We start from the raw sequence: 13,467 nt of genomic DNA on the forward strand, positions 1-13,467 counted from the left end.
TTCCGGCGTGGCCGGCACGGAAGCTATGGCGCCGATAGCCAAAGCACCTACAGCGCTTCGACAACCTCCCATGCATCCCTCTGAGCATCATCCCGCGCACGCGCTCTGGTGCGACCCAGGCCATGGCATCGTCGGCCGCATTTCGCGCGCGCTGGCTCAGCGTGGCCTGCATCCGTCCCGCACGGTGGTTCTGGTGCCGTACGCGCAACTCATGCAGGTCGCGCGCGACATGTGGGCCGCCCACGCCGCGGCGGGCTTCGCGCCGCGCTTCGAAACCACGCGCAACTGGGCGCGCAGCATCGGCGGCTTCGTGCCCGATGCGGACGACATCGCCTTCGATATGGCGCGCGACCTTCTCACTGCACAGTCGCTCCTGGGCCGAGCGGGATTCGGCACCTCGCGCAATGCATTGGCGGGGCGCCTGGTCGAGATCACGTTGCAGCTCGCACCGCTGGCTGCGGCCGAGGCGCCCGGAGAGCGCACGGCGTGGATGCAGCGCGTGCGTGGATCGATCGAGGCCGGACGCGGATCCGAGTGGTTCGACGTGGAGAGCGCGCTGAACGGGGTCGCGCTCGCCTGGGCCGGGAGTTCGGGCTACGCGACCGACGTCCTCTTTGCACCCGGCGCCCTGGCGCAAGTGGACCAATTGATCGTGCTCGACGGCCTGCAGCCCGACCCGCTGATCCGGAAGCTCGCGGAGCGCTTCGGCGAACGCTGCGTGCACCTGCCGCTCGTCACGAAGGACGCGCCCTCGCACGTCGGCCTTCACGCGGCCGTGGATCCCGAAGACGAGGCCGAACGCGCCGCCGCCTGCGTGCTTCGCCACCTGGCGGAAGGCCGCGCCCCCGTCGCGCTGGTGGCGACCGATCGTGCGCTCACGCGACGCATCAGCGCGCACCTCGTCTCCCATGGCGTCACGCCGCACGACGAGACGGGATGGAAGCTGTCGACCACGCGCGCGGCGGCCGGCCTGATGAGCGCGCTTCGCGCTTGCTTCCACGACGCCGCCAGCGACCAGGTGCTGGACTGGCTCAAGCATGCCGAAGCCTTCGAGCGCAGCGCGGTCCTCTTGCTCGAGGCTCGCCTGCGCGATCGCGGCATGCGCGACTGGCGCGGCTGGTGTGCATTCGTGGCAGCCAGCTCGAAGCCACAGGAAGAGGCACTGCGCCCTCTGACGGAATCGATCGAAGCGATGCGCGCAGCGCTGGTGGGCTCGCGACCGCTTGGCGAGTGGCTCGCTGCCGCCCGGACGCTCCTCGATGCCAGCGGCCAGTGGCTCGGCCTGATGAACGACGTGGCCGGTCTTGAGACCATTTCCGCACTGCATCTGGATGCCGAATCCGGCGAGATGCGCGGCCCGCGCTGCACGCTGGTCGAGTTCACGGGCTGGGTGCGCGATGTACTCGAGGCCGCGAGCTTCGTGCTGGCGCCTGACGTAGCGGAATCGTCCAGCGCCGTGGTCCTTCCGCTGCATCATCTCCTGGGTCGTGCCTTCGCCGCGGTGGTCGTGCCGGGTTGCGACGATCAACGTCTGCCCGCGTCGCCTGAACCCGCCGGCGACTGGAGCGCTGCCCAGCGCGAAGCGCTGGCGCTGCCGTCGCGCGAAGCGCTCGAGGCAGCACAGCGCGCGGGTTGGGCGGTTGCGATGGGTGCGCCGCATTGCGACGTGCTCTGGCGCCAGTTCGATGCGAGCGGCGAACCGGTCCGGCCGAGTCCGCTCGTGCAGATGCTTCATCTCGACGGCGCTGCCGAAGACGCGGCCGATCCGCGCACGCCCGTGCCGGTGGCGACGCAGCCGACGCCGCATCCGAGGCCGCACGGCGATGCACTGATGCCGCCCACGCTCTCGTCGACGGCTTACGAAGACTTGCGACGCTGCCCTTATCGATTCTTCGCCTTGCGGCAATTGGGCCTGCGAAGCAGCGACGAGCTGGACGCCGAACTCGACAAGCGCGACTTCGGCAATTGGCTGCACGCGGTGCTCGGCCATTTCCATGAGGCGCTGAAGAACGCACCGACGCCCGACTTGCAAGCGCGCCGCACCATGATGGCCGCCGCAGAGGCCCAGGCGACCCGCGAATTCGGCCTATCCGAAGCAGAGTTCCTGCCGTTCGCTGCCGCCTGGCCGGCGACGCGCGACGGCTACCTGGCATGGCTCGCGGGCCATGAGGCCGGCGAAGGCGCCGTGTTCGTCGAATCCGAGCCGTGGAAAGAAGTGCCGCTCGCGCGCGTCAAGCTGGTTGGCCGCCTGGACCGCGTCGATTCGACGCCCGATGGCCGGGCCTTCGTGATCGACTACAAGACCGAGTCCGCCGACAAGACCCGCGAGCGCGTGAAGGACCCCTACGAAGACACCCAGCTCGCGTTCTATGCCGCGCTGTTCCCGGACGACACGCTGCGCGCCGCCTATGTCAACGTCGGCGAGAAGTCCTCCGGCACGCGCACCTTCGAGCAGCAGGACATCGTGGAAGCCCGCGACGCGCTCGTGGAAGGCGTGATCGGCGATCTGGAACGCATCGCCGAAGGTGCGCCGCTGCCGGCGCTCGGCGAAGGGCAGGTCTGCGAGCACTGCGCCGCGCGCGGGCTCTGCCGAAAGGATTTCTGGGAGGGTCAGCCATGAGCGCCGCCCGGCCGCCCGAAGGCGCTCGCACCGCAGCGCGAAGCGCGGAGGCTGTCCAATTCGCGCCCGCCTACGAACACAACGGCGCGCATGTGTCGCGCGAGCGCTTCTACGAGATCGCGTGCGACCCGCGCCGTTCGGTCGCGGTGGAGGCTTGTGCCGGCGCCGGCAAGACGTGGATGCTTGTGTCGCGCATCCTTCGCGCGCTGCTCGAGCAGGGCGATGCGGCCTGTGCACCGCATGAGATCCTCGCGATCACTTTCACGAAGAAGGCGGCCGGTGAGATGCGCGAGCGTCTGGACCAATGGCTGGAGACGTTCGCGGCAAAACCGGCGGAAGAACTGGTGCCCGAACTGCGGATGCGGGGCATGTCGCTCGAAGTCGCACAGGGCGCGGCGCCGCGGCTGAAGGGGCTCTATCGCGAACTCCTGAGCCACGGGCGGCCGGTGCAGTTCCGCACCTTTCACGCATGGTTCGCCGGCCTGCTGCGCAATGCACCGGTCGCGGTGCTCGAACGATTGCGCCTGCCGGCCAACTACCAGCTGCTCGAAGACGACGCCGAGGCGCGTGTGCGCACCTGGCGCCCGTTCTATGCGGCGGTGACGGCGGACGCGGGGGCTTCGGCGGACTACCACGCGCTGGTCGCGACCCACGGCCGATCGCAGGTGGCGAAGGCGCTCGACGAAGCGCTCACGCGACGCGTCGAGTTCGCGCTCGCCGAGGCGCATGGTGCGGTCGATGGCGCGGTGACGCCGATGCAGGCGATGTTTCCCGCCTTTGCAGCTTCGGACTCGCCGGACGACATCCTGCTTCGCGATCCGGCCTGGCGCGGCGTGCTGCTGGCGGCGGCGCGTGCACTGGGCCGAGCGAGCGCGCCGACCTTCTCGCGCCGCGGCGTCGAGTTGGAACAGGCGGTGACCGACGGCCAGGCCGCGGGCGTGCTCGACGCCCTGCTCACGCAGAAGGGCGAGCCGCGCAAGTTCGGCGAGAAGCTCGCCGGCATCGAGGACGTGCGCGCGGCGCAGGAGCGCGTGCAGCAGTATTGCGCGGCACGTGCGCAGCACGAGGCATGGCTCCACCAGCAGCGCATGGCCCGCCTCACGCGGCTGCTCGTCAAGTGCTTCGCGGAGGTGAAGCTCGCCAACGGCTGGGTCGACATGAACGATGTCGAACAGGCGGCGCACATGCTGCTGGGCAATGCGGAGCTCTGGGGCTGGGTGCAGGAGCGGCTCGACGCGGGTGTGCGGCACCTGCTCATCGACGAGTTTCAGGACACGAACCCGCTGCAGTGGCAGGCGCTCAACGGCTGGCTCGGCAGCTATGCAGGAGCCGGCGCGCGGCGCCCGGGCGTGTTCATCGTCGGGGACCCGAAGCAGAGCATTTACCGGTTCCGACGCGCGGAGCCGCAAGTGTTCATCGCGGCCAAGGACTTCGTGCAGCAGGGACTCGGCGGCGATTTGCTCAACTGCGATCACACCCATCGCAATGCACAGTCCGTGATCGGCCTCGTGAACGCGGCGATGCAGGAAGCGCAGCAGGCCGGCGAGTTCAGTGGGTTCCGCGATCACACGACCGAATCCCGCACGGTGGGACGCATCGTCAAGCTGCCGCTGATCGGGCGCGACGCTATCGCTGCCGCGTTGGCGGACGATGCCACGGCGGATCCTGCACCTGCGTGGCGGGACAGCCTGACCACTCCGCGGCTCCTGCCCGAAGAGAAGCTCCTTCAGAAGGAATGCCAGCAAGCCGCCCGCTGGATTGCAGCGCGCATCGCAGAGGGCACCGCGCCGAGCCAGATCATGGTGCTCGCGCGGCGGCGCAGCCGGCTTGCCGTGATGCAGGACGAGTTGCGCAAGCTGCACATCGCAGTCCAGCAGCCGGAAAAGAACGAGTTGAACGACGCGCCTGAAGTCCAGGACGTGGTAGCGCTCATCGATGCGCTGGTATCGCCGGACCACGATCTCTCGCTTGCACGCGCGCTGAAGTCGCCCCTGTGGCACGTGGGCGACGACGCACTGGTGCAGATCGCCCGTCGCCAGCGCGAAACCCGCGCGAGCTGGTTCGACCTGCTGCAGGCGCCGGACTGGTCCGGGTCGCTGGCCGGCATCGGTCCGCGGCTGCGCGAGTGGCAGCAGTGGTTGCAGGTGCTGCCGCCGCACGATGCGCTCTGCGCGATCTTCCATGACGCCGATGTCCTTTCGACGTTTGCGGCCGCCGCGCCGGCGGCCATGCGATCGGCCGTCATCGCCAACCTGCGAGGACTGCTTGCGGCCTCGCTCGAACTCGATGGGGCGCGCTTCGCGACGCCGTATGGCTTCGTGCGCGCGTTGCGCGCCGGCGGCGTGCGAGCGCCTTCGGTGTCGGTGACCGAGGCGGTGCAGCTTCTCACGGTGCATGGCGCCAAAGGCCTTGAGGCCAGGTTCGTCCTGATGCTCGACGCGGACGCCTCCGCGCAGCGCGCGCAGACCATGGGCGTACTCGTCAAATGGCCGGGCCATGCGCCCGCGCCGGAGCGCTTCGTGTTCATCGCGAGCGAGAAGAATCCACCGGCTTGCGCGGCGGACGATCTGGCGCAAGAGCAGTCGGCGAGGCATCGCGAAGAGATCAACGGGCTCTACGTGGCGACCACGCGCGCACGGGAAGCGCTGGTGGTCTCCGCCGTCGCTGCCGCGCGGACCAATGGGCGGAGCTGGTGGACGAGGCTCGAAGGTCTCTGCGAGCCGATCGACGATGTGGCGACACCGGTGGACATCGCGGCCGGGTCAGCGCCTTCGTCGTTCGAGATGCTGAATCTGCCGACGCTTGCGATCGACTCGCCCCTCAAGCCGTCCGCATCCATGGTGCGCAACACCGACAGCCGCGCATCGGCGCTCGGACAGGCCATGCACCGGTTGCTCGAATGGACGCGGCCCGGTGCGCCTTTGCCGATGGAGCATCTGCGCGCGGCCGCACGCGAGTTCATGCTCGACCTGCAAGCCACCCGGGCGGCGGCGGCCATGGCCCAGCGCATCCGTTCCGGCGCGGGCGCCTGGGCATGGGAGATCGATGCGCTGGACTGGCACGGCAATGAAGTCCCGCTCGTCCACGAGGGGCAGGTCCTGCGCATCGATCGCTTGGTGCGCCATCGCGAAAGCGGCGCCTGGTGGGTGCTCGACTACAAGTCCGCGGCCCGCCCCGAGCGCGATGCAACCCTGATCGCGCAACTCAATCGCTACCGCGATGCGGTGCAGGAAGCCTATCCCGGCGAGACCGTGCGCGCGGCCTTCCTCACGGGGCAGGGCGAACTGGTCACACTCGAATGAACAAGTCAAAGTCAGTAGCGATCGTCGGTGGCGGACCCGCCGGATTGATGGCGGCCGAAGTCCTGAGCCGGCGCGGCGCGCAGGTCCACCTGTATGACGCCATGCCATCGGTGGGGCGCAAATTCCTGCTCGCCGGGCGCGGCGGGCTCAACCTCACGCATTCCGAATCTTTCGATCGATTCGTCGAACGCTTCGGCGAGCGACGCGCGGAGATCGAACCGCTGCTGCGCCGATTCGGCCCCGATGCGGTGCGCGAATGGGCGCACGGACTCGGCATCGAGACCTTCGTCGGCACTTCGGGGCGGATCTTTCCGAAGGACATGAAGGCCGCGCCGCTTCTGCGGGCGTGGCTGCATCGTCTGCGGGAGACTGGCGTGCAGTTTCACATGCGCCATCGATGGGCCGGCTGGGAGGATGCATCGACACCGACAAGCCGCTTGCGCTTCAAGGCACCGGGCGGCGACGTCGTCGTCTCGCACGATGCGGTAGTGCTCGCGCTCGGCGGTGCAAGTTGGGCGCGCCTGGGGTCCGACGGCGCATGGGTGCCTTGGCTGTCGTCGCGCGGCGTCGATATCGCGCCGCTGGTTCCCGCCAACTGCGGGTTCGATCTGTCGTGGACGCCATACTTTGCCGAGCGCTTCGCCGGAATGCCCTTCAAGTCGGTAGCCATTGCGTTCACCGACCGGCAGGGTCGCCGGTTCGCCCGCAAGGGCGAGTTCGTCGCGACTGCGACCGGCATCGAGGGAAGCCTGATCTACGCCGCGTCTGCCTTGCTGCGCGACGAGATCGCGGCAGAGGGCAGCGCCACCTTGACGGTCGACCTGTTGCCCGACCGTACGCCGGAGCAGGTGCGCGCTGCCGTGATGCATCCGCGCGGTTCGCGATCGGTGGCGAGCCATTTGAAGAGCCGGTTGGGTCTGGAGGGCATCAAGACGGCCGTGCTGCACGAAGTGCTCACGAAAGACGAGATGCATTCGCCGGAAAGACTGGCCGAAACGATCAAGGCCGTGCCGCTTCGGCTCGTCGCACCGAGGCCGATCGACGAGGCCATCAGCACTGCCGGCGGCGTGCGCTTCGAGGCGCTCGACGACGGACTGATGAGCCTGGTGCTGCCCGGCGTCTTCATCGCCGGCGAAATGCTCGATTGGGAAGCGCCTACCGGTGGCTATCTGCTGACTGCCTGCATGGCCAGCGGCGTGGCTGCGGCAGACGGTGTGCTTCGCATCCTGGACTGAGCCCTACACCGCCTCTGGACGCAACTGCCAGTGCCTCACGCTGGTGGCGATGACCCGCGCCGCGTGGACCTGAAGATTGACTGCGCGCGGGGCGGGCGTTGCGGGCGCGGTGGACGCAATGGGGAAGGGCCACGCAGACCGGCCGACCCGCGGCCGAGGTGCAAATGGAAGCACTCGCGCTGCGGCCTTGGGGAAAGGGTGGGTGGTCATATCGTCGCCTCGAGTTGTTCTTGGAGACGACGAATTCTACTCGCTTCACTGTATTTGCATACAGTGCTTTCGGATGAAAGCCCTGGGGCGTGAACCCCTCGGCGAGCTTCTTGAATGAGGTTGACGAGCCTTACCGCCGCCATGCGGAAGATAAAGCCTAATCAAATCAATAACTTACGGCGCCTCACCTGTCTCAAGTGATACAAGCCAGTGTCACAGCGAGGAGTGTGATCGTACCGCACCCGCCAGAGGGCAATCTCGCTTCCGAGATAATTTCGATAGCGAGATGCTCTCGGAAGGCGACTTTTAATTTCCTTTGACTATGGGCATGATTCCTGTGCCGCGCCATGTGGAGCGCGGAAAACCAACAGGAAAAGCAAATGGCAATGGTCGGTATGCACTCCCTCAACCTCGCAGTGAACCCCCTTCGGGGCTCCCTACTATCCGCCGCCCGGGCTCTGGCGAATGGCTATGCCGACCACTGGCACAGCCCCGTAGCGTTGCCGTGCGAAGTCTCGTTCAGGTTGGCCGATAGCTACACCTTTTCCCACCAGGATTCCCGTAACCAAACCCGGGAAGAGGCGTGCATGTATCTCCTCTTGGTCGATGCTGCCGAGCACGGGCCGTTGCTTAGCTGATGTCCCACCACAACCTCTTTCCCGGCGAAGATGTACGTGCGTCCGCAATGAGCATCGACCTGAACAGCTATGAACGCGTAACCAGCGAGATGCGCAAGGCTGCACCCGGGCTCACCGCAGAACAGATGCAGACGTTTATCGCGATCGTTCGCTATGGCGGGCGCTCGCAGTCGGAGATTGGAAAGGTGACCGGCTTCAAGAGGCAGACCACATCGCGCCACGTCGCAAAGCTGGTGAGTGTCGGGCTTATCGCTCAGCGTCGGGGTCTGGATGGTAGGCGCAGAGTATTGAGGCTCACTGCACTCGGCCGCCTCATCCCGGCGACCCTTGCTGGTGCCTCGAAAGCTTCCCGAAGTCGCTAGCAGCGTGTCGGCGATACAGGTTATGGCGCATCGTTCGCAAAGTTCCAGCGGTTGGCGTCCACGAAGGCGCCAAGTAACGCCCGTCCGTCTGCCGTTATGAACCATTCCCCGTTGCTGTCGTAGCCCACGAGTTTCAAGTCTCGCAGGCGGTCCAGTGTTCTCTGCACATCAAAAGCGGGCAGTTGCATACGACGAGTTAGGTCTTGGGTGGGGAGCCGATTGCCCTCACGCAGGATTGACAAAATAACTAGCTGGGGACGACTGTACTGCTCGCTTCCGATATCCCTCGGAAGCCGCGCAGCGTCGCTTGCGACGAGCTTGAACCGCGCCCTTTCTAGTTTCGTGGCGGCGGATTCGTTGTCGTCTGCTCCTGGGGGAGTCTCCGAAACAGTTGATGGAGAGGGCATTTGGTTCTCGGGATCGCCATGAACCGCCCTGAGTTGAAGAACTTCATCGCGAAGTGCGTCCCGCTCTCGCGCAAGATCCGCAATCGTGTTTCGTCGGGCTTCGAGTTCCTTAATGAACGAATCTCGCTCGCTAGTCGATCGCTGCTCCGCCTCAGCAAGCCTTACGTGCAGTGCGCGGGATTCCTCTTTGGACAACAGTGCGGTGCCCTCCGCCGCCTTCATAAGGTTGTTTGCCTTGGTCTGCTGCTTGCGATAGTGCTCAGCAAGCCATGTAGTCGCCCAGGGGTATGCCAACAAGTACATCGCAGCGGTTGCCATCGGCACCACCAAGCCGCGCAGTGCCCAGTGCCGCCAATCGGGGTATAGGCTGGCATCAATGTAGGCGAACTTTTCCTGGTACGTCCCTGTGCCCGCGAACACCATAAGTAGCCGGAAATTCAGGATGACCCACGCGATGCAGAAGGCCCCGGTAAAGGGGTTTGCTAGGCGCTCCGATAGCTGCCCCTTGATGGCGTCGAAAAACTCCTTGACGGTCTCCATGCTTCCTCCGCGCATCTCGCGCTATGTGTCGTTTTGATTTTGGTTCGAAAACCTGAGAGCCCCCTCGAAGAAATCCGAGTGCAGCTTTCCCCCGTGGGGGTGCCTCTCGGGGCGACCTCCGGGGATGACTCAAGCCCCCGCAGCCCCGTCCTGGACTGCCCGTACCACTGCCGACGCGATGGCGATGTGATACGCATTGCTCTGGGCACAGGGTGCCCCGTAGACCTCAGGGAACAGCGGCGGGATGGCTTCCCATATGGTGGCCTCGTCGGCGTCCTTCAGGTGCGCCAAGCGCGACGCCATTTGGTCAATCCAATCCTGAGCAGTCATTTTTCCCCGGCCCCCTTCTGGAACCACTTCGTGTAGTGAGCGGGCGCCGCCTCTGCCGCAACATTCGTAATGGCGAACAGGAAGATGACGATCCCTGGCAGAAAGAGGTACAAAGGGCTCGCTTCAATGTTCAACAGGAATACGCCATAGAGGTACATGAACACGGGAGGCCCAATGAACATGAGGAGCAAGGCCACGCGGGTGCAAAAATATAGAAAGCAAATCGTCAGCCTGGGTAGGTTTGGGAAGCGAACCCTTCGGCGTGGCTCCGGAAGTCGACCCGACGGGTAGACGTTGAGCATGTGTGGAAAGAGCTGCGCCAGATTTCTACTCTCCTTGACCAACAACACCTCCCTCAGTCGAGTGTTGTACAGACTTCCCAGCCAAAGCATGAGTAACGGCGCAAGGGCAAACTGTAGGGCTTGAATCAGGGTGGGCGCAGCGATGGTGACAGGATTGCCAAGCAAGCTGAGGCTCGCCTTGTCGGGCATTGATACGCCATACAACTGTAGTGGCACCGCCCTCAACTTGGCAGCTTCGCCCTTGATCGCCGGAACAAGTTCTTCCGGGGGCATTTTTGTCCATCGCTCGATCTGAGGTTCGATGCTGCTCCCGCACTTCCCGACTCTGGCAGGGATAAGGGCAACGCTTAAGTCGTGCACATAGTCAATTTGCTTGAGATCTATCGCGAGCTTTGTCTTCTCCACAGGGCGGCGGAATGTTTTGATCAACTCTTCCACACGTGGTTGAAGCACCTCTACAGCGGCGTCGAGGCAGCGTGCTCGAACTTGGTCCTCCTGAGAGCTTGCAGCGAAAGCCAGGAAGAGCAACAGCGCCGAAAGAAGACTCAAGGGTGCAGTGAAAAGAAGAAGCCGCTCGTAACGCAAGCCAAGTTTGTTGTTCATCATTAATGCGCCTCATCCACCTACGCTCAGAGTATCGCTGTTGTCCCGTCCGAATGAGGTACACCCTCAGCAGACACACACGGCGCCCTCGTTTGATGTCTAGATAGGGTTGGATTCTGGTTTGTTTGACACATTCCAGAATAACTTTTAGACTTCATCCATACAAAGTCTCGGAGCGAACCAGCATGAACGCACAGCGCAAGACCCCCTCTCACCCCGCTACCGGCCAGCGCATTGGCTATGTCCGGGTTTCGAGCGTGGACCAGAACGATGCCCGCCAGCTTGACGGCGTGGACCTGGACAAGACCTTCACGGACAAGGCCAGCGGCAAGGACACTGACCGCCCGCAACTGAAGGCTATGCGTGAATACGTCCGTGAGGGGGACCACCTCTATGTCCACTCGATGGACCGCCTCTCGCGGTCCCTCAAAGACCTTCAGGCAGTAGTAGAGGACCTCACGGGGCGCGGTGTGTCGGTGTCGTTCGTGAAGGAGGGGATGACCTTCACGGGCAACGATGACCCGATGGCAACGCTGATGCTCCAGCTACTCGGCGCCGTGGGTCAGTTCGAACGCGCCCTCATCAAGGAGCGGCAGCGCGAGGGTATCGCCATTGCCAAGACCCAGGGCGCCTACAAGGGCCGCAAGCCGGCGCTCGATGCGGAAGCCGCTGCATCGCTCCGCGACATGGCGGCGCGTGGCATCCCCAAGACCGACATCGCGGCGACCCTCGGCATCTCTCGGGCCAGCGTGTACGAGTACCTGAAGGCGTCCGCTCGATAGTGCCGTGATCGTGAGAGCGTCCACAGCGGACGCATCACGATACCTCGCTGCCGGAATCTTGGGCCTTCATCAGTTCATTGAGCTTCGCTCGCTCTAGGTCAGGCCATTCGATGGCCCAATCTCGGGGAAACTTCATTGGGGCCAGATCGTCCCACCTGTTCGGATCGAGTGTGTACGCCCTCCGCTGCACGCGCTCCCACCAAACCGAATACCCATCAACCTGCTCGCGTCCGTATCGCCTAAGTTCGTCGCCTGCGGGTGATGCTCGAAAAGCGGACTCCTTTTGCCGAGCATCCTCTTGAACTTGCGCCAGCGATCCCTTGCGCGGTGTCGCGAAAAAGAGGTAAGCCGCCACAACGCACACGATGCCGATCAAGAGCTCTGCCATTCCGACTCCATATCGCAGTTCTCCCTGCAACGCGATTGTCGCAGCGGAGAGCGGGCACTGAGAACTGCGCGATTACCCCTCTCATTAGGAAAGAGCCAGTGGCCCGAGCGATTTCCCCTCTCAATAGGGTGAGCCCATCGACTCGGCCGAATACCCCCTTGACTAGGAGAGCACGCGGCGCCGGTGCGCCCCCTTGTTGGGGGCGTTCCTGAGGCGAGCCGATTTCCACGTTGACTAGGTAGAGCACCGCACCTCGCGGCGTCTCGACCACACCAAGTCCTGCCATCCGCGCAGGCACCCAAACTCAATCGCTGCACCCCCCCTCGGGGCGCCGCACCGAGACCATCGAAGGGGGCGATGGAATCGTTTTGAGCACGGGGAGGGGGCAACCTAAAGGTGAACCTAAACGATTTCCTTTCGGTCTCCTGAAGGTGCATCTCTGATGAGGATGATTAGAAGAATAAAAACCTTAGGGATGAACCTGAAGAGGAACCAGTTGATTCCCTTTAACGGTGCCCTCGGCGTGAGACCAACTGCGGTCCTTCACGCTTCACCTCACATGGGTGGATTCCTTCGTGGTCTTTCCATCGAACCATACCCCCTGCGGCGGTCTATCGCCAGTGGCTTGATGCCCCCTCACGCTCATCTCTCCGTGACTCCAAGCCATTGCCGATAGGTCGCCTTCGCGTCCTTGTCCCCAGAGCCCCTACGCCTCTCCGGTGTCGGGGCTTTTTCTTTTTCCTCCTTACGAATCTACGGCCTGAACATGGCAACTAAACCTCATCCCCGAGTCCTCCGCGCTTACTCCCTGTCCCTCGAACTATTCGATCACGTCAAGGTAGTACAGCGTCGCATCCAGAGCGAAGCCGACAAGCGCACCGGCACCGTCGCCCGTGAAGGTGACCCCACATGGGCGTCCTGCAGCTACGCCCTCAGCCACATTGTCAATTGCCATCGCCTGATCTCCAGCGCGGCCGGGCGTGTCGGTCTCACGCCTGAGGAGCTAGTTACCGCCCTCGTCCTAAACGGCGTCACGGTCAACGCTCCGACCGGTGCCGTCGAGGTGCAGCGATGAAGCGCGTCCAGGTCAACGACCAGTTCGGCGAGCAGCACCTCCAGACGATGGCCCGTCCTGTTGCCAATACGGAGATCGCTGCGGCACCCGAACAGGAGACCCGGTGGAAGGGCCTCGCGGACGCCTTCGCGCAGGGCGCAGGACTGGCCGACACGATCCGCCATCAGGCCGAGATCGATGACGCATCAGCCGCCAAGCGGTGGGCTCAGTCGATGACCGTAGGGGAACTCGGCAAGAAGATTCAGAGCGGCGAGATGCTGCCCTCGCAGAGCCCCGTCTTCGTCGGCACCGCACAGCACATTTGGGGTGTCAACTCCCACGAGGCTGGAATGCGGGACATCACCTCGAAGCTCACCAAGGGGGAACTGAAGTTCAACTCCCCGCAGGAGGCGGACAACTACCTCACCGAGTGGCGCAACAGCACCCTGGCGGGGCAGAGCAAGTACGCGGCTGCGGGCTTCGACAAGCAGTACACGCAGACCCGCGACCGGGTGATGGATCAGGTGGCGAAGATCAATGACGCCGAGTGGGTGAACAACGCCCAGGCGCAGGCTTCGGACTTCCTAGGGATGGTCTGCAAAACAGGCCCGGCCCTTGCATGATCTGAAGCCATGATTTCCAAACGCGTGACGCCCCCGGGTCAACTCGGTCTGGGTTTGAATCTGTCGACGAA

The 13,467-nt window shown here is 64.4% G+C and carries 10 protein-coding genes; 6 read left to right on the forward strand and 4 right to left on the reverse strand.

Annotated elements, in window-relative coordinates:
- The first annotated feature begins 70 nt into the window (after positions 1-70).
- The 4 genes from WKW77_RS20180 (at position 71) to WKW77_RS20195 (ending at position 8,367) form a co-directional block, all read left to right on the forward strand.
- Positions 71-2,620, forward strand: a complete 2,550-nt coding sequence (locus WKW77_RS20180) for a PD-(D/E)XK nuclease family protein (RefSeq protein WP_340358649.1) — start codon at positions 71-73, stop codon at positions 2,618-2,620.
- Positions 2,617-5,922 (forward strand): UvrD-helicase domain-containing protein, encoded by a 3,306-nt coding sequence (locus WKW77_RS20185; protein ID WP_340358650.1) that lies wholly within the window; start codon positions 2,617-2,619, stop codon positions 5,920-5,922. Before WKW77_RS20180 ends, WKW77_RS20185 begins: the two co-directional genes overlap by 4 nt.
- Entirely contained in the window at positions 5,919-7,157 is a 1,239-nt protein-coding gene (locus WKW77_RS20190) for a TIGR03862 family flavoprotein (protein WP_340358651.1), read from the forward strand. Before WKW77_RS20185 ends, WKW77_RS20190 begins: the two co-directional genes overlap by 4 nt.
- 895 nt (positions 7,158-8,052) lie before the next feature.
- Positions 8,053-8,367, forward strand: a complete 315-nt coding sequence (locus WKW77_RS20195; RefSeq protein ID WP_340358652.1) for a MarR family winged helix-turn-helix transcriptional regulator — start codon at positions 8,053-8,055, stop codon at positions 8,365-8,367.
- A 20-nt stretch (positions 8,368-8,387) separates the two neighbouring features.
- Here the strand turns inward: WKW77_RS20195 and WKW77_RS20200 are convergent, their stop codons facing one another.
- Together WKW77_RS20200 and WKW77_RS20205 are read right to left on the reverse strand one after the other, a co-directional pair.
- Complete coding sequence (locus tag WKW77_RS20200; protein ID WP_340358653.1) at positions 8,388-9,314, reverse strand: hypothetical protein; 927 nt, start codon at positions 9,312-9,314, stop codon at positions 8,388-8,390.
- Positions 9,315-9,640: 326 nt separating this feature from the next.
- Positions 9,641-10,549, reverse strand: a complete 909-nt coding sequence (locus WKW77_RS20205; RefSeq protein WP_340358654.1) for a hypothetical protein — start codon at positions 10,547-10,549, stop codon at positions 9,641-9,643.
- Positions 10,550-10,734: 185 nt separating this feature from the next.
- Between WKW77_RS20205 and WKW77_RS20210 the strand changes: the two genes are divergently transcribed.
- Positions 10,735-11,331, forward strand: coding sequence for a recombinase family protein (locus WKW77_RS20210; RefSeq protein WP_340358655.1), 597 nt, complete (start codon positions 10,735-10,737; stop codon positions 11,329-11,331).
- Positions 11,332-11,365: 34 nt separating this feature from the next.
- On the opposite strand, the gene WKW77_RS20215 is transcribed toward WKW77_RS20210, so the two are convergent.
- Both WKW77_RS20215 and WKW77_RS20220 read right to left on the reverse strand, forming a co-directional pair.
- Complete coding sequence (locus tag WKW77_RS20215; RefSeq protein ID WP_340358656.1) at positions 11,366-11,719, reverse strand: hypothetical protein; 354 nt, start codon at positions 11,717-11,719, stop codon at positions 11,366-11,368.
- An 820-nt stretch (positions 11,720-12,539) separates the two neighbouring features.
- Positions 12,540-12,674: a hypothetical protein gene (locus WKW77_RS20220; RefSeq protein ID WP_340358657.1), complete on the reverse strand. Its 135-nt coding sequence runs from the start codon at positions 12,672-12,674 to the stop codon at positions 12,540-12,542.
- A gap of 116 nt (positions 12,675-12,790) precedes the next feature.
- Between WKW77_RS20220 and WKW77_RS20225 the strand changes: the two genes are divergently transcribed.
- On the forward strand, positions 12,791-13,396 hold the full coding sequence (locus WKW77_RS20225) for a hypothetical protein (protein WP_340358658.1): 606 nt from the start codon (positions 12,791-12,793) through the stop codon (positions 13,394-13,396).
- Positions 13,397-13,467 lie beyond the last annotated feature (71 nt).

Origin of the sequence: Variovorax ureilyticus (assembly GCF_037889935.1) — a bacterium.
Taxonomy (GTDB): Bacteria; Pseudomonadota; Gammaproteobacteria; order Burkholderiales; family Burkholderiaceae_C; genus Variovorax; species Variovorax ureilyticus.

Excerpts from the sequence above, each read along its gene's own strand:
- WKW77_RS20185 (WP_340358650.1), top strand. The coding sequence starts at position 2,617 with ATGAGCGCCGCCCGGCCGCCCGAAGGCGCTCGCACCGCAGCGCGAAGC.
- WKW77_RS20220 (WP_340358657.1), bottom strand. The coding sequence starts at position 12,674 with ATGGCAATTGACAATGTGGCTGAGGGCGTAGCTGCAGGACGCCCATGT.
- WKW77_RS20190 (WP_340358651.1), top strand. The coding sequence starts at position 5,919 with ATGAACAAGTCAAAGTCAGTAGCGATCGTCGGTGGCGGACCCGCCGGA.
- WKW77_RS20215 (WP_340358656.1), bottom strand. The coding sequence starts at position 11,719 with ATGGCAGAGCTCTTGATCGGCATCGTGTGCGTTGTGGCGGCTTACCTC.
- WKW77_RS20210 (WP_340358655.1), top strand. The coding sequence starts at position 10,735 with ATGAACGCACAGCGCAAGACCCCCTCTCACCCCGCTACCGGCCAGCGC.
- WKW77_RS20195 (WP_340358652.1), top strand. The coding sequence starts at position 8,053 with ATGAGCATCGACCTGAACAGCTATGAACGCGTAACCAGCGAGATGCGC.
- WKW77_RS20205 (WP_340358654.1), bottom strand. The coding sequence starts at position 10,549 with ATGAACAACAAACTTGGCTTGCGTTACGAGCGGCTTCTTCTTTTCACT.
- WKW77_RS20200 (WP_340358653.1), bottom strand. The coding sequence starts at position 9,314 with ATGGAGACCGTCAAGGAGTTTTTCGACGCCATCAAGGGGCAGCTATCG.
- WKW77_RS20225 (WP_340358658.1), top strand. The coding sequence starts at position 12,791 with ATGAAGCGCGTCCAGGTCAACGACCAGTTCGGCGAGCAGCACCTCCAG.
- WKW77_RS20180 (WP_340358649.1), top strand. The coding sequence starts at position 71 with ATGCATCCCTCTGAGCATCATCCCGCGCACGCGCTCTGGTGCGACCCA.